The organism is Lelliottia jeotgali (genome assembly GCF_977070485.1).
Genome location: NZ_CDRVFO010000004.1, coordinates 137497 through 157297 on the forward strand (window position 1 = coordinate 137497; position 19801 = coordinate 157297).

The 19801-nt window shown below is 62.7% G+C and carries 14 protein-coding genes; 8 read left to right on the plus strand and 6 right to left on the minus strand.

Features of this window, described 5'->3' with window-relative positions; translation table 11 throughout:
• Positions 1-258: 258 nt before the first annotated feature.
• The 6 genes from ACW4TB_RS07800 to ACW4TB_RS07825 form a co-directional block, all read right to left on the minus strand.
• Complete coding sequence (locus ACW4TB_RS07800) at positions 259-1041, minus strand: amino acid ABC transporter ATP-binding protein (protein ID WP_012314662.1); 783 nt, start codon at positions 1039-1041, stop codon at positions 259-261.
• Positions 1042-1063: 22 nt separating this feature from the next.
• The gene (locus ACW4TB_RS07805) at positions 1064-2308 is read right to left on the minus strand and encodes an NAD(P)/FAD-dependent oxidoreductase (protein ID WP_254465857.1); all 1245 of its coding nucleotides are present in this window, start codon (positions 2306-2308) and stop codon (positions 1064-1066) included.
• A 15-nt stretch (positions 2309-2323) separates the two neighbouring features.
• Positions 2324-3034, minus strand: a complete 711-nt coding sequence (locus ACW4TB_RS07810; RefSeq protein WP_012314660.1) for an ABC transporter permease — start codon at positions 3032-3034, stop codon at positions 2324-2326.
• Complete coding sequence (locus tag ACW4TB_RS07815; RefSeq protein ID WP_012314659.1) at positions 3031-3750, minus strand: ABC transporter permease; 720 nt, start codon at positions 3748-3750, stop codon at positions 3031-3033. Before ACW4TB_RS07815 ends, ACW4TB_RS07810 begins: the two co-directional genes overlap by 4 nt.
• A gap of 179 nt (positions 3751-3929) precedes the next feature.
• Complete coding sequence (locus ACW4TB_RS07820) at positions 3930-4682, minus strand: transporter substrate-binding domain-containing protein (protein WP_012314658.1); 753 nt, start codon at positions 4680-4682, stop codon at positions 3930-3932.
• Between the two features lie 21 nt (positions 4683-4703).
• Complete coding sequence (locus tag ACW4TB_RS07825) at positions 4704-5567, minus strand: MurR/RpiR family transcriptional regulator (protein WP_254465856.1); 864 nt, start codon at positions 5565-5567, stop codon at positions 4704-4706.
• Between the two features lie 142 nt (positions 5568-5709).
• Between ACW4TB_RS07825 and ACW4TB_RS07830 the strand changes: the two genes are divergently transcribed.
• The 8 genes from ACW4TB_RS07830 (at position 5710) to ACW4TB_RS07865 (ending at position 19564) form a co-directional block, all read left to right on the plus strand.
• Positions 5710-6735, plus strand: coding sequence for an Ldh family oxidoreductase (locus tag ACW4TB_RS07830; protein ID WP_279931194.1), 1026 nt, complete (start codon positions 5710-5712; stop codon positions 6733-6735).
• A 130-nt stretch (positions 6736-6865) separates the two neighbouring features.
• Complete coding sequence (locus ACW4TB_RS07835; protein ID WP_012314655.1) at positions 6866-8062, plus strand: amino acid aminotransferase; 1197 nt, start codon at positions 6866-6868, stop codon at positions 8060-8062.
• A gap of 262 nt (positions 8063-8324) precedes the next feature.
• On the plus strand, positions 8325-9602 hold the full coding sequence (locus ACW4TB_RS07840) for a serine/threonine transporter (RefSeq protein ID WP_279931197.1): 1278 nt from the start codon (positions 8325-8327) through the stop codon (positions 9600-9602).
• Positions 9603-9770: 168 nt separating this feature from the next.
• Positions 9771-10271, plus strand: coding sequence for a thiol peroxidase (tpx, locus tag ACW4TB_RS07845; RefSeq protein WP_012314653.1), 501 nt, complete (start codon positions 9771-9773; stop codon positions 10269-10271).
• 317 nt (positions 10272-10588) lie between these two features.
• Positions 10589-11881, plus strand: a complete 1293-nt coding sequence (locus ACW4TB_RS07850) for an MdtA/MuxA family multidrug efflux RND transporter periplasmic adaptor subunit (protein ID WP_254465853.1) — start codon at positions 10589-10591, stop codon at positions 11879-11881.
• On the plus strand, positions 11878-14976 hold the full coding sequence (locus tag ACW4TB_RS07855) for an MdtB/MuxB family multidrug efflux RND transporter permease subunit (RefSeq protein ID WP_279931199.1): 3099 nt from the start codon (positions 11878-11880) through the stop codon (positions 14974-14976). Before ACW4TB_RS07850 ends, ACW4TB_RS07855 begins: the two co-directional genes overlap by 4 nt.
• A complete protein-coding gene (locus ACW4TB_RS07860; RefSeq protein WP_254465851.1) occupies positions 14973-18080 on the plus strand; it encodes an efflux RND transporter permease subunit in 3108 nt (1035 codons plus the stop codon). The genes ACW4TB_RS07855 and ACW4TB_RS07860 overlap by 4 nt, the downstream gene beginning before the upstream one ends.
• Positions 18077-19564, plus strand: a complete 1488-nt coding sequence (locus ACW4TB_RS07865; RefSeq protein ID WP_012314649.1) for an efflux transporter outer membrane subunit — start codon at positions 18077-18079, stop codon at positions 19562-19564. Before ACW4TB_RS07860 ends, ACW4TB_RS07865 begins: the two co-directional genes overlap by 4 nt.
• The last annotated feature ends 237 nt before the right edge of the window (positions 19565-19801 follow it).

Sequence of the window (19801 nt, forward strand, 5' to 3'; positions counted from 1 at the left end):
CGTCAGAGGCGACGATGCCGGTCGGGGCTTGTAGATAGCTTGCCAGAGCCGTTCGATATGTCAAACGACTGAAATGGGCTGAAGCGCCTGAATTCGGGGGCTGAAACCCTTGCGAGCCTCAGGCGGCAAGGGTTTGACAGGAGCTGAGGTCAATTATATTTAACGACGCAGTTGGGTCATTGCAGCTGTGCAATAAAGGGGGCTTGTGTCGTGTTCGCTGGCCCTATCGCCGGCTGGCCGACGATAGGGCCAGTGGCTTCAATGAAGGATCTGCGCCAGAAAACTTTTGGCACGTGCAGTGCGCGGCTGGTTGAAGAACACCTGCGGCGGGCTGTCTTCGATGATCTGCCCGCCTTCAAGGAACAGCACACGCTCGGCAACCTGCCTGGCAAAGCCCATTTCATGGGTAACACAGAGCATGGTCATACCGGTGCCCGCCAGTTGTACCAAAACATCCAGCACTTCAGCGACCATTTCTGGGTCCAGCGCCGAGGTCGGCTCGTCGAACAGCATGATCCGCGGCTTCATGCACAAGGCGCGGGCGATCGCCACCCGCTGCTGCTGGCCGCCGGAGAGCTGGCTGGGGTATTTGAGCGCCTGGCTTTCGATGCCGACCTTGCTCAGGTACATCCGCGCACGCTCCTCGGCGTCCTTGCGGGACAGGCCGCGCACGCTGGTGGGAGCCAGCAGGCAGTTGTCGAGCACGCTCATGTGCGGGAACAGGTTGAAGTGCTGGAACACCATGCCGATGTCGCTGCGTACCTGGGCGGCCTGGCGCGTGTTGCCGGCCAGATCGGTTCCGGCTACCCGGACGCTGCCTTGTTCGGCAATTTCAAGGCGGTTGATGCAACGGATCAAGGTGGACTTGCCGGAGCCGGAGGGGCCGCACAGCACGATGCGTTCACCTTCGTGCACCTGCAGGTCGATATCGCGCAGCACATGGAAAGCGCCATAGTGCTTGTTCAGGCCCTCGATGCGGATCAGCACCGGGCGTGGGTCGTTCTCAGGGGCAAGGCTGGCAACGCTCAAAGGGGCGGTCATGTTGTTGTTCTCCCGCGTGGTGTCAGTTGAAACGTGCCGCGCTGTAAGGCGCAGGGTCTGTGAAAGGGCGCTCGCCGGTGAGCAGTTCAGCCACCAGACGGCCGCTGACCGGCCCCAGCGTCAGGCCGTGGTGGGCGTGGCCGAAGTTGAACCACAGGCCCTTGTGCCGCGGCGCCGGGCCGATCACAGGGCGCATGTCCGGCAGGCAGGGGCGACGGCCCAGCCAGGGGGTGTCGTCCAGGCGCTCACCCAGTGCCGGGAACAATGTGCGCGCCAGCGCTTCGCAGCGCTTGAGTTGAATTTCGTTGCCCGGGGCGCTGCTGGCGGCGAACTCGATGCCGGTGGTAAGGCGTATGCCGGCGGCCATCGGCGCCAGCACGTAGCCACCCTGGGTGTCGCAGATCGAGTGCTGCAATTGAGCGCCGTCACGGGTGGCGTAGTGCATGTGGTAGCCGCGCTTGATACCCAGCGGAATCGTGTAGCCAAGGCGCTCATAAAGGTCGGCCGACTGCGGCCCAAGACACGCCACCACTTCGTCGGCGGTGATCGGCCCGCGCTGGCTTTCGACCCGCCATTGGCTGCCGACCTGGCGCAGGCTGCGCGCATCACCGTGCAGGAACTGCCCGCCGCGCTGGACGAACAGCGCAGCATAACCACGGGTGAGGGCGCCGGGGTTGTTCACGGTCTTGGGGTCGAGCCAATGGATGCCGCCGATTACGGCGCTGTCGAGCTGGTGCTCGCGTGCCTGCAGCTGCTCGCGTTCTAGCAGTTCGTAGTGCAGGCCATAGCGCGCAAGGCCCTTGACCTCGGCCTTGGCCTGCTCGAACAGCGCCGGGTCGCGGTACACCTCGATCCAGCCCTTGGCCTGAACCAGCCCTTCGAGGCCGGCGGCGGCGATCAGGGCGTCATGCTCCTCTACGCAGCGTTGTACCAGCGGCAGCATGTCGGCCGCGGCCCCGGCCAGCCGCCCCGGTGCCGACTGACGCCAGTAGCGCAGCAACCAGGGCGCGGCCTTGGGCAGGTGCAGCAGGCTGTAGCGCACGTCCGGCTGGCGGTTTAGGCCATAGCGCAGCAGCTTGCCGAACTGGCGGGGGAACGCATAGGGGATGACGCTGGAGCGTTCGATCAGCCCGGCGTTGCCATGGCTGGTACCGCATCCGGGTTCATCGCGGTCGATCAGGATTACCTGGCGCCCGCGTGCCTGCAGATGCAGCGCGGTGCTGACGCCGACGATACCGGCGCCCAGGACAAGGGTCTGGCAATGCATGATTGTATCCTTCGGTCAGTTCAGGTGGCGGCCCAGGCGGGCCTCCAGGTGTTTCAGCAGGCGCCGCACCAGCTCGACGATCACCAGATAAAGGACGGCGGCCCACAGGTAGATCTGGAAGTCGAAGCTGCGCGAGAACGCCAATTTGGTCACCCCCATCAGGTCGTAGATGGTCACCAGCGAGGCGATGGCGCTGGCCTTGATCATCAGGATCAGTTCGTTGCCCAGCGGGCCGATGGCCACCAGCAACGATTGCGGCAAGATGACCTTGAAGAAGGTGGTGGAACGTTTGAGGTTCAGAGCCCTGGCCGCTTCGTACTGCCCTGGCGCCACTGCCATCAGGCTGCCGCGCAAGATTTCGGCCTGGTAGGCGGCAGTGTTCAGGGTGAAGGCCAGCAGGGTGCATAACCAGGCTTCGCGGAAGAACCACCAGAGGCCGACGTCCTGCCAGAACTCCTTCAGCGATCCAAGCCCGTAGTACAGCAGAAACAGCTGTGCCAGCAGGGGGGAGCCACGGAAGAAATAGATGTAGCCGGCCGCCAGGCGCTGCAGCGGCAGGTTGCGCGACATCCGGGCCAGCGCCAGCAGCAGGCCGAGCACGGCGCCGAGGGTGAATGAAATCGCCACCAGTTTGGCAGTTACCAGCAGCCCGTCGATGAACCGTGGCCCGTAGCGCTCCAGCAGGTCGGGGTCCAGCACCAGGCTCAGCCATTGTTCGGCACTCATACGCGCGCTCCTTGCAGGTGGCGGTTGCTGCGCCGTTCTATGTAGGCGAACACTCGCCCCGACAGCGCCGAGAACAGCAGGTAACCCAGGCAGGCCACCCCGTAGAAGAACATCGGCTCTTTGGTCACGCTGACCGCAAGGTTGGTCTGGCGCATCAGGTCGACCAGCGAGATGGTCGATACCAGCGAGGTATCCTTGAGCAACGACAGCCAGTTGTTGGAGAGCCCCGGCAGGGCGATGCGCGTCAGTTGTGGCAGTACCACCTTGAAGAAGGCGGTGCGCTTGCCCAGGCCCAATGCCGCACAGGCCTCAAGCTGGCCCTTGGGCAGGGTTTTGAAAGCAGCCAGCCAGATCTCGCTGGAAAAGGCGGCGAATACCAGACTGAAAGCGATCATCGCCGCGAGGAACGTATTGATCAGGAACTCACCTTGATAGCCCATGGCGGCCAGCAGTTGCTGTGCGGCGATCTGGCAACCGTAATAGATGATCAGTAGGGTCAGCAGCTCGGGCAGGCCGCGGAACACAGTGGAAAACGTGGTTGACCATGCGCGCGGCAGGCGCTTGCGCGAGCGCGCCGCGAGCGCCACGACAAGGCCCAGTGGCAAACCGATGGGCAGGCAGGCGAGGGCCAGTGACACGGTCACCAGCGCGCCGGCCAGCAGCGCCTGGCCCCAGCCACCACTGGCGAAGGACAGCAAGGACAATTGATCGAGCATGACATATCCCTAGAATTGACTGCTCCACGGGCGAGCTCTGTAGGAGCGGCCTTGCGTCGCGAAAGGGCTGCGCAGCAGCCCCACAGGTTCTGGTGGCGCTGCACAAGCCTGGGGCCGCTTTGCGGCCCTTTCGCCACACAAGGCCGCTCCTACGGGGGAGCGCGTCGTTGCAGGCGGAATCAGTTGTAGATATCGAAGTCGAAGTACTTGCTGGCGATTTTCTGGTAGGTACCGTTGGCGACGATTTGCGCCAGCGCGGTATTCAGCCGCTGGCGCAGTGCGTCATCGTCCTTGCGCACGGCGATGGCGGCATTGGCCTTGGTGCCGGCCACGTCACCCAGCACCTTGCAGCAGTCCTGGCCGTTCTTGTTCATCCACTCGTGCAACGGGAACTTGTCGGCGATCACTCCGTCCAGGCGGCCGGCCGCGAGGTCGGCATTGGCCTCGTCCATGGTCGGGTAGAGCTTCACGTCAGCGCCCGCCTTGGCATACACGTCTTCGGCATAGATCGCCTGGGTCGAGGAAGACTGGGCACCCACCGTGTAGCCTTCGAAGGTGTTCTGCGCATCACTGATCTTGCTGTCCTTGGCCACGGCGACGGTCAGCGGGGTGCGGTAGTAATGGTCGGTGAAGGCGATTTTCTTGCGGCGCTCCTCGGTATCGATCATCGAAGCCACCACCGCATCGTACTTGCGTGCCATCAAAGCCGGGATGATGCCTTCCCAGTCCTGAGCCACCAGGGTGCACTCGACTTTCATCTGCTCGCACAGGGCGTGGGTGATGTCGATGTCAAATCCGTGCAACTGGTTGTCGGCATCCACATAGTTGAAGGGCGGGTAGGCCCCTTCGGTGGCGAAGCGCAGGGTTTCGGCGCTGGCGTTAGCCGCCAGCAGCAGGGCACATGCACCCACCATAGCCATGGTCTTGTTCATCTCGCACCTCTTGCACTCTTGCTATTGTTGTTTTCCCGTCGTGTAGCCGACGAATTCGTTATGTAGAGCGGCAGTCGCTTCCAAACGTTTTTCAACATCAGGCCCGAGCTTCTTGCAGACCTCGTTGACCATCAGGTGCACCCACGACAGCATTGCCGAGGTGGACTCCCAGAACAGATTGAATTCGGTGGGGATGCGGAACACCTCGTCGGCATTGGCATCGGCCCAATCGCAGAAGGTGTCGGTCACCAGCGTGACCGGGATACCGGCCTGGCGTGCCTTCTGGCACAGCAGCAAGGCATGGCGGGAATAGCGGCGTGCCTCGAACACCACCAACGCGCTGTTTTCCGGGCGCCCGAGCAGCACCTCGCCGAAGTGCCCGGCACTGCCATCGACCACCTGGACGCCGTCGCGCAGGTAGTGCAGCAGGTGGGCCATGCACTGGGCCACACCACGCTCGGTCTGAAAACCGGCAACGAATACCCGCGGCCTGTCTGCCAGGCGCTGGGCGGTTATGTGCCAGGCCTCGCTGCGGCTGTATTCGTGCACCCGTACCAGCGCGGCGATTTCCAGCTCAAGGCTGCCTGCGCGGGTATTGTCGTCGTGCTGCTGGCGGTATTCCTGCAGGCGGTCTCCCACCAGCCATGGGCCATCACCCAGGTCGCTCTGAAGGTCTTGCTTGAGCGCCTTGAGATGGGCATAACCGAGGGAGCGGCAGAAACGCCCGACACTGGATTCGCTGACGCCGAGCTTGGCGGCAATGCTGGCCGAGGTCTGGAATGGCAATTCCTGGAGATTGGCGAGCATGTAGCTGGCGATCTTGTGGCCTGAAGCAGTCGCGGCTTGCAGGCTGTGTTCCAGGCGTTGTTTGATCGGTTGGCTCATGCTGTTGCTCCAGGCGAGGCGTGAATAGAAAATGAATGTTTTCTGTCATGGAGTCAATATTTGACAGATAGCTGTCACATGCGGGAAAGTTTTTGTCGCGGCCCACGCTGTTGCCATTCCAATTCCAAGAAAGGAGCTTCAGATGTCTGCACCTTCCACCCACCCTGTCGTGCGCATGCCTTTTGCCGAACTGCAGGGGTTGTTGCAAGCAATCTTCCAGCGTCACGGCTGCAGTGCGGCGGTGGCCAGCGTGCTCGCCCACAATTGCGCCAGCGCTCAGCGCGATGGCGCCCATAGCCACGGGGTGTTTCGTATGCCTGGCTATGTCTCGACCCTGGCCAGCGGCTGGGTGAGCGGCTGTGCCATACCGCTGGTGGCTGACGTGGCGGCTGGCTTTGTTCGGGTAGACGCTGGCGGGGGCTTTGCCCAGCCGGCCTTGGCCGCGGCGCGTGCAATGCTGGTCGAAAAGGCCCGCAGTGCCGGCATCGCGGTACTGGCGATTCACAACTCCCACCATTTCGCAGCGCTGTGGCCCGATGTCGAGCCGTTTGCCGATGAGGGCCTGGTGGCTCTGAGCGTGGTCAACAGCATGACCTGTGTCGTGCCACACGGTGCACGCAAGCCGTTGTTCGGCACCAACCCGATTGCCTTTGCCGCGCCGTGTGCGGGGCATGACCCTATCGTTTTTGACATGGCCACCAGCGCCATGGCCCATGGTGACGTACAGATTGCTGCGCGGGCTGGACAGCAGCTGCCGGAGGGCATGGGCGTGGACGCCGATGGCCACCCGACCACCGAGCCCAGGGCCATTCTGGAGGGCGGTGCGCTGCTGCCCTTCGGCGGACACAAGGGCTCGGCACTGTCGATGATGGTCGAGTTACTGGCGGCGGCGCTGACCGGCGGGCATTTCTCCTGGGAATTCGACTGGGCGAGCCACCCTGGGGCGAAAACGCCGTGGACCGGGCAGTTGATCATCGTCATCGACCCGAGCAAGGCCGAAGGCGACCGGTTTGCGCAGCGCAGCCGGGAGCTGGTCGAGCAGATGCAGGCGGTGGGGTTGTCGCGTATGCCGGGCGAGCGACGCTACCGGGAGCGGGAAATTGCGCAACGTGAAGGGGTGGCGGTGACTGAGCTTGAGCTGCAGGAGCTCAAGGCGCTGGCCGGCTGACATGCTGCAAATGCCCGCTGTGCAATCTTGCATAGACAACCTTGCACAATAGGTGATGTTCCTGCCCGCCGACTCCGGGTATCCTCACCTGAGCCTTTCCGAACTGTCCTGATTCAAGGAGCTGCACGCTGTGTTCAAACATGTCGATGCCTATGCCGGCGACCCGATTCTCTCGTTGATGGAAACCTTCAAGGCCGACCCGCGCGCCGACAAGGTCAACCTGAGTATCGGCCTTTATTACGATGAGGCCGGCGTGGTGCCGCAGCTCGAAGCGGTGGATGCCGTTGAAAAACGCATCGCCGGCGTGGCCCACGAGGCTTCGCTGTACCTGCCGATGGAAGGCCTGGCCAGCTACCGCCAGGCGATCCAGGCGCTGCTGTTCGGTGCTGATCACCCAGCCGTCACCGGCAAGCGCGTCGCGACCGTGCAGACTGTCGGCGGCTCCGGCGCGCTCAAGGTCGGCGCCGATTTCCTCAAGCGTTACTTCCCTGCCTCCGAAGTCTGGGTCAGCAACCCGACCTGGGACAACCACCGCGCCATCTTCGAAGGTGCAGGGTTCAAGGTGCACAGCTATCCGTACTTCGACCAGGCCAGCCGTGGCGTAGACTTCGATGGCATGCTGGCGACTTTGCAGGCCCTGCCGGCCAACAGCGTCGTGCTGCTGCATCCTTGCTGCCATAACCCCACCGGTGCCGATCTTACCCAGGAGCAGTGGCAGCACGTAGTGGAAGTGGTCAAGGCGCGCCAGTTGATCCCGTTCCTCGACATCGCCTACCAGGGCTTCGGCGAGGGTCTGGTGGAAGACGCGTACGCCATCCGCGAAATGGCCCGTGCCGGCGTACCGTGCCTGGTCAGCAACTCGTTCTCGAAGATCTTCTCGCTGTATGGCGAGCGGGTAGGGGGCCTGTCGGTGGTCTGTGACGATGAAGACACCACTCAAAGCGTGCTTGGCCAGCTCAAGGCGACTGTGCGCCGCAACTACTCCAGCCCGCCCAACTTCGGCGCACAGCTGGTAGCCGGCGTGCTCGGCGATGCTGCGCTGAATGCGCAGTGGGCCGCTGAAGTCGAAGTGATGCGCAAGCGCATCCTCGATATGCGCCAGGCCCTGGTCGATGCTTTGGCCGTGTTGCTGCCAGGCCAGGACTTCCAGTTCTTCCTGCGCCAGCGTGGCATGTTCAGCTACACAGGTTTCAGCGTCGAGCAGGTCCGTCGCCTGCGCGACGAGTTCGGTGTGTACCTGATCGACAGCGGCCGGGTGTGCATGTCCGGCCTGCGCCCGGCCAACCTGCAACGGGTTGCCGAAGCGTTCGCCGCCGTTCAGAAGTAACACCGCACAATGCCGCTCCTGCAAGGTTTCGCGAAAGTCTGAGCGGCCTTGCCGGGGCGCCGGACCGGTCGGAAAGGGCCGCAAGGCGGCCCCATAGTGCAACCTGCTTGTAAAGACAAGTGCAACCGTCCCTCGGGCGGGGCTTCGCAACCGCCCAGTTTCAGTGCACAATCGCGCCCCTCTTTTCTGGTTGGGGTGCTCGAAGCCTCTGTTTCGCCACTCCCAGCCCTGTTGCAGTCTTGCGAGTGGAGTTGCACCCGGAATGAACGAGCAGGCCCCAAGCGTTGAACAACGCTTCGAATCGACCCAGGCTGCCCTTGGCAGCTGGTCCCGTCATGACACTACCTGGATGCTGGGCCTGTTTGGCACTGCCATCGGCGCAGGTACCTTGTTCCTGCCGATCAACGCTGGCCTCGGTGGTTTCTGGCCGCTGCTGATTCTCGCCGCACTGGCCTTCCCGATGACCTATTTCGCCCATCGCGGCCTGACCCGGTTCGTTCTGTCCGGGCGCAGTGGCGGCGACATCACCGACGTGGTGCAAGAACATTTCGGCATCAAGGCCGGTGCACTGATCACCGTGCTGTACTTCTTTGCCATCTTCCCGATCCTGCTCATTTACAGCGTGGCGCTGACCAATACGGTCACCAGCTTCATGGAACACCAGTTGCACATCACCCCGCCGCCGCGGGCGCTTTTGTCGTTCGTGCTGATCCTCGGGCTTCTGGCTATCGTGCGCTGCGGTGAGCAGGCCACGGTGAGGGTCATGAGCCTGCTGGTGTACCCGTTCATCGTCGCCCTGGCGCTGCTGGGCCTTTACCTGGTCCCGCACTGGACCGGTGGTATCCTCGACAGCGCTTCCCAGTTGCCATCGGGTTCGGCTTTCCTGCACACCGTGTGGCTGGCGATCCCGGTGATGGTGTTCTCGTTCAACCACTCGCCGATCATCTCGGCCTTCGCAGTGGACCAGAAGCGCCGGTATGGCGAACACGCCGACGAGCGCAGTGGCCAGATCCTGGCCCGCGCGCACCTGCTGATGGTGGCCATGGTGCTGTTCTTCGTCTTCAGCTGCGTACTGACCCTCGACAGCGTTCAATTGGCTGAAGCCAAGGCACAGAACCTGTCGATCCTGTCGTACCTGGCCAATCACTTCAGCAACCCGACGATCGCTTTCGCCGCGCCGCTGATCGCCTTCATCGCCATCGCCAAGTCGTTCTTGGGCCACTACATCGGTGCCAGCGAAGGCCTGAAGGGTATCATCGCCAAGACCGGCGCACGCCCTGGCGCCAAGGCGCTGGACCGTGTGGTTGCCGCGCTGATGCTGGTGGTGTGCTGGATCGTCGCCACTTTGAACCCAAGCATCCTGGGCATGATCGAATCGCTGGGCGGCCCGATCATCGCCGTGCTGCTGTTCCTGATGCCGATGTACGCCATTCGCCGCGTGCCATCAATGCGCAAGTACAGTGGCGCGCTGTCCAACGTCTTCGTAGTGGTGGTTGGCCTGGTTGCGCTGACTTCTGTGGTGTACGGCCTGCTGGGCTGATCCATCGATTGCATTGAGAAATGTCCGGGCTGCTTGTTGCAACCCGGACATTTTTTTGTCCACAAAAACTGTCAGGTAATAGAACAATTTCACCGTGCCCCATAGGCACCCGGTCGCCTTCATGCTTAACTCAGTGTCCTTTTCAAACCCCGCATAAGGATTTCGTCCATGGCTCAAGTGACTCTCAAAGGCAACCCGGTTCAGGTCAACGGCGAGCTGCCAAAAGCCGGTGCCCAGGCTCCGGCCTTTTCCTTGGTAGGTGAAGGTTTGGCCGACAAGTCGCTGAAGGACTTCGCCGGCAAGCGCAAGGTGCTGAACATCTTCCCAAGCGTCGATACCCCGACCTGCGCTACCTCGGTGCGCAAGTTCAACGCCCAGGCCAACGATGTGGCCAACACCGTGGTGCTGTGCATCTCCGCCGACCTGCCGTTCGCCCAGGCGCGCTTCTGCGGCGCCGAAGGCCTGGAGAACGTGAAGAACCTGTCGACCCTGCGTGGTCGCGAGTTCCTCGAAAACTACGGTGTTGCTATTGCCGACGGCCCGCTGGCCGGCCTGGCTGCCCGCGCCGTGGTAGTGCTGGACGAAAACGACAAGGTGCTGCACAGCGAGCTGGTAGGCGAAATCGCTGACGAGCCGAACTATGACGCGGCACTGGCGGTGTTGAAGTAAGGATGGTGTTGGGCTGATGCCAGTCAGCTGGCTTTGTCAGGGCCGTAAAGCGGCCCTAAGTCGCTTAGCTGACTGCCATCAAGCGTAACGAAGGTCTTTATCCCCGGTTTCGGCCTCGGAACTCTTCAGTACGCTGCCTCTCCAAGCAACACCCTGTAACGGCCCGGAACGCTTTCCGGGCCGTTTTCATTTAAAGTTCAGCCTCTTGGCAACGTCAGGCAAAGGTAAACCTCTGGTAAAGGGCCTTTGCTAAAAGAGTGCCAGTGCTTATCGTTCACCTTCCCAAGTCGTCATTCCGAACAAGGTTCGTTCAACCCATGCGAGTTTCCGTCTCCCGATCCCCTCGTCGCTGGCTCGTTGGCCTGCTGATCCTGCTGCTGGTGGCCCTGCTGGCCTGGTGGTTGTGGCCCGCTGCAACGCCCGCCCCAAAAGAAGCGGGCGGGGGTCGCCCGGGCAAGGGCATGGGCATTGGCATGGGCCGTCCCGGCTTCGGCGGCTCCACCGAAGCGGTGCCAGTGCGTGTGGAACCTGCAAGGGTGGGCGACTTTCCGCTCTACTACAAAGCGCTTGGCACGGTTACCGCGACCAATACCGTCAACGTGCGTAGCCGTGTTGCCGGTGAGCTGGTGAAAATCCACTTCAAGGAGGGCCAGCAGGTCAAGGCTGGCGACTTGCTGGCCGAGATCGACCCGCGCTCCTACCGCATCGCGCTGCAGCAGGCCGAAGGCACGCTGGCGCAAAACCGGGCGCAGCTCAAGAACGCCCAAGTCGACCTGGCGCGCTATAAAGGCCTGTACGCCGAAGACAGCATCGCCAAGCAGACCCTCGATACGTCCGAAGCCCAGGTGGCGCAGTTCCAGGGGCTGGTGAAAACCAACCAGGCTCAGGTCAACGATGCCCGCCTGAACCTTGATTTCACCCAGATCCGTGCGCCGATCAGTGGTCGGGTGGGCCTGCGTCAGCTCGACCTGGGCAACCTGGTGGCGGCCAATGACACTACCGCCCTGGTGGTCATCACCCAGACCGAACCGATCAGCGTCGCCTTCACTTTGCCGGAAACCGAACTGACCACCGTGCTGGAACGTTACCGCAGCGGTGCCAGCCTGCCGGTCGAGGCCTGGGACCGCGGCGACAGCAAGTTACAGTCCACTGGCGTGCTGGCCAGCATCGACAACCAGATAGACATCACCACCGGTACCCTGAAGTTCAAAGGCCGCTTCGAGAACAAGGACATGGCGCTGTTCCCCAACCAGTTCGTCAACGTGCGCCTGTTGGCCGACACCCTAAAGCAGGTAGTCATGGCACCGGCGGCGGCCATCCAGTTCGGCAACGACGGCACCTTCGCCTATGTCGTCACGGACAACAACACGGTCAATGTGCGCAAGCTCAAGGTGGGCCCCAGTGACGGTGAGAACAGTGTGATCCTCGAAGGCCTCAAGGCAGGTGATCGCCTGGTGCTCGAAGGCACCGACCGCCTGCGCGAAGGTTCCAAGGTCGAAGTGGTCGAAGACAGCTCGCAAGTACCGGCCACCCCCGGCCAGCACCTGCAGGGGCAGGACGGCAAAGGTTCGGCCCAGACCGGTGAAACGGCAGGCAAGGCGGGCGCATGAACCTGTCGCGCCTGTTCATCCTTCGCCCGGTCGCCACGACGCTGAGCATGCTGGCCATCGTGCTGGCCGGCCTGATCGCCTACAAGCTGCTGCCGGTTTCGGCCTTGCCGCAGGTCGATTACCCGACCATCCGGGTCATGACCCTGTATCCGGGGGCCAGCCCGCAGGTGATGACCAGCGCCGTGACCGCGCCGCTCGAGCGCCAGTTCGGCCAGATGCCGGGCCTGACCCAGATGGCATCGACCAGTTCTGGCGGTGCATCGGTGCTGACTCTGCGCTTCAGCCTGGACATGAACATGGACGTTGCCGAGCAACAGGTACAGGCTGCGATCAACGCCGCCAGCAACCTGTTGCCCAGCGACCTGCCGGCACCACCGGTGTACAACAAGGTCAACCCTGCCGATACCCCGGTGTTGACCCTGGCCATTTCCAGCAAGACCATGCCGCTGCCCAAGCTCAACGACCTGGTCGACACCCGCGTGGCACAGAAGCTCGCGCAGATCGGCGGCGTGGGTATGGTCAGCATCGCCGGTGGCCAGCGCCAGGCTGTGCGCATCAAGGTCAACGTCGATGCGTTGGCCGCCAATGGTCTGAACCTTGCTGACGTGCGTACCCTGGTCGGCGCCTCCAATGTCAACCAGCCTAAGGGCAACTTCGATGGCCCGACCCGGGTGTCGATGCTCGATGCCAATGACCAGCTGCGTTCCCCCGAGGAGTACGCCAACCTGATCCTGGCGTACAACAACGGTGCGCCGCTGCGCCTGAAGGACGTCGCCGAAATCGTCGACGGAGCCGAGAACGAACGCCTCGCTGCCTGGGCCAACCAGAACCAGGCGGTACTGCTGAACATCCAGCGCCAGCCCGGTGCCAATGTCATCGAGGTGGTCGACCGCATCAAGGACCTGCTGCCGTCGATCACCGACAACCTGCCCGCCGGCCTCGAGGTGTCGGTGTTGACCGACCGCACCCAGACCATCCGCGCCGCGGTCAAGGATGTACAGCACGAACTGCTGATCGCCATCGTTCTGGTGGTGATGGTGACCTTCGTCTTCCTGCGCCGCGTCAGTGCCACCATCATTCCGTCAATTGCCGTGCCGCTGTCGCTGATCGGCACCTTCGGCGTGATGTACCTGGCCGGCTTCTCGATCAACAACCTGACTTTGATGGCCCTGACCATCGCCACCGGTTTTGTGGTCGATGACGCCATCGTCATGCTGGAGAACATCTCGCGGCACATCGAGGAGGGCGAGACGCCCATGCAGGCTGCGCTCAAGGGCGCGCGGCAGATTGGTTTCACCCTGATCTCCCTGACCTTTTCGCTGATTGCCGTGCTCATCCCGCTGCTGTTCATGGCCGATGTGGTGGGCCGGCTGTTCCGCGAATTCGCCATCACGCTGGCGGTGGCTATCCTGATTTCCCTGGTAGTTTCGCTGACCCTGACACCCATGATGTGCGCTCGCCTGCTCAAGCGTGAACCCAAGCAGGAAGAGCAAGGCCGCTTCTACCGCGCCAGTGGTGCCTGGATCGACTGGCTGATCGAGCACTACGGCCGTGGCCTGCAATGGGTGCTCCGGCACCAGCCGCTGACCTTGCTGGTGGCGGTCGCCAGCCTGGCACTGACCGTTTTCCTGTACATGGTGGTACCCAAGGGCTTCTTCCCGGTGCAGGACACCGGGGTGATCCAGGGTATCTCCGAAGCCCCGCAGTCCACCTCGTTCGCCGCCATGAGCGAGCGCCAGCAGTCGCTGAGTACGATAATCCTGCAGGATCCGGCCGTGCAGAGCCTGTCGTCCTACATCGGTGTGGACGGTGACAATGCCACGCTCAACAGTGGTCGCCTGCTGATCAACCTCAAGCCCCACGGCGAGCGCGACGTGACGGCCGGCGAGGTGATCAGCCGTTTGCAGCCTCAGCTCGACAAGCTGGTCGGCATCCGCCTGTTCATGCAGCCGGTGCAAGACCTGAGCATCGAGGATCGGGTCAGCCGCACCCAGTACCAGTTCAGCCTGTCCTCTCCCGACGCCGACTTGCTCGCGCAGTGGAGCGGCAAGCTGGTCAACGCCCTGCAACAGCGGCCGGAACTGCAGGATGTGGCCAGCGACCTGCAGGACAAGGGGCTGCAGGTGTACCTGGTGATCGACCGTGACATGGCCAGCCGCCTGGGCATCGATGTGTCGCAAATCACCAACGCCCTGTATGACGCCTTCGGCCAGCGGCAGATTTCGACCATCTACACCCAGGCCAGCCAGTACCGGGTGGTGCTGCAGTCGCGCGATGCAGCAAGCATCGGCCCGCAGGCGCTGGAGTCGATCCACGTCAAGGCCAGTGACGGTGGTCAGGTGCGCCTGTCGGCACTGGCGCGCATCGAGCAGCGTCAGGCGCAGCTGGCGATTTCACACATCGGCCAGTTCCCCGCGGTGATGATGTCGTTCAATCTGGCGCATGGTGCGTCTCTGGGCGAAGCGGTCAAGGTGATCGAGCAGGTCCAGCAGGAGATCGGCATGCCCATCGGCGTGCAGACCCGCTTCCAGGGGGCTGCCGAGGCCTTCCAGGCGTCCCTGTCGAGCACCTTGCTGCTGATTCTGGCGGCCGTGGTGACCATGTACATCGTGCTCGGCGTGCTTTACGAGAGCTACATTCACCCGATCACCATCCTCTCGACCTTGCCGTCGGCGGCGGTAGGTGCCTTGCTGGCGTTGATCCTCAGCGGCAACGACCTGGGCATGATCGCCATCATCGGCATCATCCTGCTCATCGGCATCGTCAAGAAGAACGCGATCATGATGATCGACTTCGCCCTTGAGGCCGAGCGCAATCAAGGCATGAGCCCGCACGACGCGATCTACCAGGCGGCGCTGCTGCGTTTCCGGCCGATCCTGATGACCACCCTGGCTGCGCTGTTCGGCGCGGTACCGCTGATGCTGGCCACAGGTTCCGGTGCAGAGTTGCGCCAGCCACTGGGGCTGGTCATGGTCGGCGGCTTGCTGGTAAGCCAGGTGCTGACCCTGTTCACAACGCCGGTCATCTATCTGTTCTTCGACCGCCTGGCTCGGCGCTGGCGCCCGGCCACTGAAGCGACGCAGGCCGAGGCATGAACCTCTCCGGCCCTTTCATTCGCAGGCCTGTGGCGACCATGCTGCTGAGCCTGGCAATCATGCTGCTTGGTGGCGTCAGCTTCGGCCTGCTGCCGGTTTCGCCGTTGCCGCAGATGGACTTCCCGGTGATCGTGGTTCAAGCCAACCTGGCTGGCGCCAGCCCTGAGGTGATGGCCTCCACGGTAGCCACGCCGCTGGAACGCAAGCTTGGCAGTATCGCCGGTGTCACCACCCTGACCAGTAGCTCCAACCAGGGCTCGACCCGGGTGATCATCGGCTTCGAGCAAGGCCGGGACATCGACGGCGCCGCGCGCGAGGTGCAGGCGGCGATCAACGCCACCCGCAACCTGCTGCCCAGCGGCATGCGCAGCATGCCGACCTACAAGAAACTCAACCCGTCACAGGCGCCGATCATGGTGCTGTCGCTGACCTCGGACGTGTTGCAGAAGGGCCAGCTGTACGATCTGGCTGACACCATACTGTCGCAGAGCCTGGCTCAGGTAAGTGGGGTAGGGGAAGTACAGATCGGCGGCAGTTCGCTGCCGGCTGTGCGCATTTCCGTCGAGCCGCAACTGCTCAACCAGTACAGCCTGGCCCTGGACGAAGTGCGTACTGCGGTGGCCAACGCCAACCAGCGCCGGCCGATGGGTTTCGTCGAGGACAGCCAGCGTAACTGGCAAGTACGGGCCAACGACCAGCTGGAAAAAGCCAAGGATTACGAACCGATCGTGATCCGTCAGCAGAACGGCACGATACTGCGCCTGGCCGACGTGGCGACCATCACAGACAGCGTCGAGAACCGCTACAACAGCGGCTTTTTCAACGATCAGAGTGCCGTGCTGCTGGTGGTCAACCGTCAGATCGGCGCCAACATCATCGAGACCGTCGACCAGATCCACGCGCAGTTGCCGGCCCTGCAGTCGCTGCTGCCGGCCAGTGTGCAGCTGAACGTGGCCATGGACCGTTCGCCGGTCATCAAGGCCACCCTCAAGGAAGCCGAGCACACGCTGCTGATCGCCGTGGTGCTGGTGATCCTCGTGGTCTACCTGTTCCTCGGCAGCCTGCGCGCCTCGTTGATCCCCAGCCTGGCGGTACCGGTATCGCTGGTGGGTACCTTCGCGGTGATGTACCTGTGCGGGTTTTCGCTGAACAACCTGTCGCTGATGGCGTTGATCCTGGCCACAGGCCTGGTGGTGGACGATGCGATCGTGGTGCTGGAAAACATTTCGCGGCATATAGAGGACGGCCAGCCGCCGATGCGTGCGGCGTTCCTCGGCGCCAAGGAAGTCGGCTTCACCTTGCTGTCGATGAACGTCTCGCTGGTTGCGGTGTTCGTTTCGATCCTGTTCATGGGCGGCATCGTTCGCAACCTGTTCCAGGAGTTCTCGATTACCCTGGCGGCGGCGATCATCGTCTCGCTGGTGGTTTCGCTGACCCTGACCCCGATGCTATGTGCCCGCTGGCTCAAGCCCCACCGCGCCGAACAGACGCGCCTGCAGCGCTGGAGCGACAATGTGCACAAGCGCATGGTCGAAGGTTACGATCGCAGCCTGAGTTGGGCCCTTCGCCACAAGCGCCTGACCTTGATCAGCCTGTTGGCGACCATCGGGCTGAACATCGTGCTGTATGTGGTCGTACCGAAAACGCTGATCCCGCAGCAGGACACCGGCCAGCTGATGGGCTTCATCCGCGGTGACGACGGGCTGTCGTTCACCGTGATGCAGCCGAAGATGGAAATCTACCGCCGTGCCTTGCTGGCCGACCCGGCCGTGCAGAGTGTTGCCGGTTTCATTGGTGGCAACAGTGGTACCAACAACGCCATGGTGCTGGTGCGCCTGAAACCGATCAGCGAGCGCAAGATCGATGCGCAGAAAGTCATCGAGCGCTTGCGCAAGGAAATGCCCAAGGTACCTGGCGGACGGCTGTTCCTGATGGCTGATCAGGACCTGCAGCTGGGCGGCGGTGGCCGTGACCAGACCTCGTCGCAGTACCTGTACACCCTGCAGAGCGGCGATCTGGCAGCGTTGCGCCAGTGGTTCCCCAAGGTGGTCGCAGCCATGCGCGCGCTGCCCGAACTGACCGCCATCGATGCTCGCGACGGCTCCGGTACCCAGCAGGTGACATTGGTGGTCGATCGCGACCAGGCCAAGCGCCTGGGTATCGACATGGACATGGTCACCACCGTTCTGAACAACGCTTACAGTCAGCGGCAGATCTCGACCATCTACGACAGCCTCAACCAGTACCAGGTGGTGTTGGAGATCAACCCGAAATACGCCTGGGACCCGAGTAGCCTGGAGCAGGTGCAGGTGATCACCAGTGACGGGGCGCGCGTACCCTTGTCGACCATCGCCCATTACGAGAACAGCCTGGCAAACGATCGGGTCAGCCATGAGGGCCAATTCGCTGCCGAAGACATCGCCTTCGACGTTGCCGAAGGCTACAGCCCCGACCAGGCCATGGCCGCGGTGGAACGGGCGGTGGCCAAGCTGGGCCTGCCCGAGGAAGTGATTGCCAAGCTGGGCGGCACGGCAGACGCCTTTGCCAAGACCCAGCAGGGCCAGCCGTTCATGATTCTTGGCGCGTTGGTGCTGGTGTATCTGGTGCTGGGCATACTGTATGAAAGCTACATTCACCCGCTGACCATCCTCTCGACCTTACCTTCGGCTGGCGTGGGTGCCTTGCTTGCGCTTTACGTCACTGGGGGCGAGTTCAGCCTGATCTCGCTGCTGGGCCTGTTCCTGCTGATTGGCGTGGTGAAGAAGAACGCCATCCTGATGATCGACCTGGCGCTGCAACTGGAGCGCCATCAGGGGCTGACGCCGGAAGAGTCGATCCGCCGTGCCTGCCTGCTGCGCCTGCGGCCGATCCTGATGACCACGCTGGCGGCCATGCTTGGCGCCTTGCCACTGCTGCTCAGTCGCGCCGAGGGTGCGGAAATGCGCCAGCCGCTGGGCCTGACCATCATTGGCGGCCTGGTCTTCAGCCAGGTCCTGACCCTGTATACGACGCCGGTGGTGTACCTGTACCTCGACCGCCTGCGCCACCGATTCAACCATTGGCGCGGCGTGCGCACCGATGCCGCTCTGGATACCCCGCTATGAACTTTGCCCAGTCTCCACTCCACCGTGCCCTGCAACTGCTGACCCGCGGGCGTGGTTCACGCCTGGTCGGTGCCGGTTTGTGCGCGGCGCTGTTAAGCGCCTGTACCCTGAGCCCGGACTATCATCGCCCGGAGCTGAGCACGCCGGCGCAGTTCAAACAGGCCGAGGGCTGGACCCAGGCCAACCCGTCCGATGCCATCGCCCGTGGCGCCTGGTGGGAAATCTATGGCGACTCAGGGCTCAACGCTCTGGTCGAGGAGCTCAACCGCAGCAACCAGAGTGTGGCTCAGGCCGAAGCCCAGTACCGCCAGGCCCAAGCGCTGGTGCGTAGCAGCCGTGCGTCGTTGTTCCCAAGCCTGGACCTGACTACCAGCAAGAACCGCTCGGCCCAGGGCACCGGCAGTTCGAGCTCAAGCCTTTCCAACAACAGCAGCGGCATTCGCAACACTTACAACGCGCAGCTCGGCGTGAGCTGGGAAATCGACCTGTGGGGCAAGTTGCGCGAGACCATGAACGCCAATGAGGCCAGTGCCGAAGCAAGTTTCGCCGACCTTGCCGCAATCCGCCTCAGCCAGCAGTCTGAGCTGGTGCAGAATTACCTGCAGTTGCGCGTTATCGATGAGCAGAAGCGCCTTCTGGAGGCCACCGTCGCGACGTATGAACGTTCGCTGCGCATGACCGAGAACCAGTACCGTGCAGGCGTCTCCGGCCCCGACGCAGTGGCCCAGGCCCGCACCCAGCTCAAGACTACCCAAGCCGATCTGATAGATCTGGTCTGGCAGCGTGCACAGTTCGAAAACGCCATCGCTGTGCTACTGGGTAAGGCACCAGCGGAGTTTGCCCTCGCCGACAGCAAAAGCATTCCGGCCTTGCCGCAGATTCCGGTAAGCCTGCCGTCGCAACTGCTGGAGCGCCGCCCGGACATCGCTTCGGCCGAACGCAACGTGATGGCCGCCAACGCCAATATCGGCGTTGCACGGGCCGCCTATTTCCCGGACTTGAGCCTGAGCATGAGCGGTGGCTATTCCAGTAGTACCTTCAATGACTGGATTCAGTTGCCCAACCGTTACTGGTCGGTAGGGCCGCAATTGGCGCTGACCCTCTTTGATGCTGGAAAGCGTAGCGCCGAGGTTGACCGCACTGTCGCCGTATACGACCAGACCGTGGCGCAGTACCGCCAGACCGTGCTCGACGGCTTCAAGGAAGTCGAGAACTATCTGGTGCAGCTCAAGGTTTACGGCGACGAGGCGGTCGTACGCCAGGAAGCTCTGGATGCCGCGCGTGAGTCGTTGCGCCTGACCGACAACCAGTACAGGGCCGGGCTGATCGGTTATCTGGACGTGGTCAATGTACAGACCACGGCGCTGAGCAATGAGCGCAGTGTGTTGAACCTGTTGCAGGGCCGGCTGGTGGCCAGCGTGCAACTGATTGCTGCGCTGGGCGGCGGTTGGGATGCCGAGCAGGCGTTTGCCGGGCAAGAGTGAAGGCAGGCCTGTGCTAAAACCCTGATCTGTTCGGCAACCCCTGTGGGAGCGGCCTTGCTTGGAGAGGTGGCCGCCCGGGCATGCATCAACGGGTTTTCTATCTGCCCTTGTGGGCGGATGGAAAGTCGACAAGTGGCATTTTGATATCACTGGTTCATCCAGACGCTCTATGGCGCAACTCGTGGCCTATCCAGCCAGGTTTTGGATCCATTTTCGTATTCAGAAACCCCGTGCGTT

Excerpts from the sequence above, each read along its gene's own strand:
- ACW4TB_RS07800 (WP_012314662.1), bottom strand. The coding sequence starts at position 1,041 with ATGACCGCCCCTTTGAGCGTTGCCAGCCTTGCCCCTGAGAACGACCCA.
- ACW4TB_RS07805 (WP_254465857.1), bottom strand. The coding sequence starts at position 2,308 with ATGCATTGCCAGACCCTTGTCCTGGGCGCCGGTATCGTCGGCGTCAGC.
- ACW4TB_RS07810 (WP_012314660.1), bottom strand. The coding sequence starts at position 3,034 with ATGAGTGCCGAACAATGGCTGAGCCTGGTGCTGGACCCCGACCTGCTG.
- ACW4TB_RS07815 (WP_012314659.1), bottom strand. The coding sequence starts at position 3,750 with ATGCTCGATCAATTGTCCTTGCTGTCCTTCGCCAGTGGTGGCTGGGGC.
- ACW4TB_RS07820 (WP_012314658.1), bottom strand. The coding sequence starts at position 4,682 with ATGAACAAGACCATGGCTATGGTGGGTGCATGTGCCCTGCTGCTGGCG.
- ACW4TB_RS07825 (WP_254465856.1), bottom strand. The coding sequence starts at position 5,567 with ATGAGCCAACCGATCAAACAACGCCTGGAACACAGCCTGCAAGCCGCG.
- ACW4TB_RS07830 (WP_279931194.1), top strand. The coding sequence starts at position 5,710 with ATGTCTGCACCTTCCACCCACCCTGTCGTGCGCATGCCTTTTGCCGAA.
- ACW4TB_RS07840 (WP_279931197.1), top strand. The coding sequence starts at position 8,325 with ATGAACGAGCAGGCCCCAAGCGTTGAACAACGCTTCGAATCGACCCAG.
- tpx (WP_012314653.1), top strand. The coding sequence starts at position 9,771 with ATGGCTCAAGTGACTCTCAAAGGCAACCCGGTTCAGGTCAACGGCGAG.
- ACW4TB_RS07850 (WP_254465853.1), top strand. The coding sequence starts at position 10,589 with ATGCGAGTTTCCGTCTCCCGATCCCCTCGTCGCTGGCTCGTTGGCCTG.
- ACW4TB_RS07855 (WP_279931199.1), top strand. The coding sequence starts at position 11,878 with ATGAACCTGTCGCGCCTGTTCATCCTTCGCCCGGTCGCCACGACGCTG.
- ACW4TB_RS07860 (WP_254465851.1), top strand. The coding sequence starts at position 14,973 with ATGAACCTCTCCGGCCCTTTCATTCGCAGGCCTGTGGCGACCATGCTG.
- ACW4TB_RS07865 (WP_012314649.1), top strand. The coding sequence starts at position 18,077 with ATGAACTTTGCCCAGTCTCCACTCCACCGTGCCCTGCAACTGCTGACC.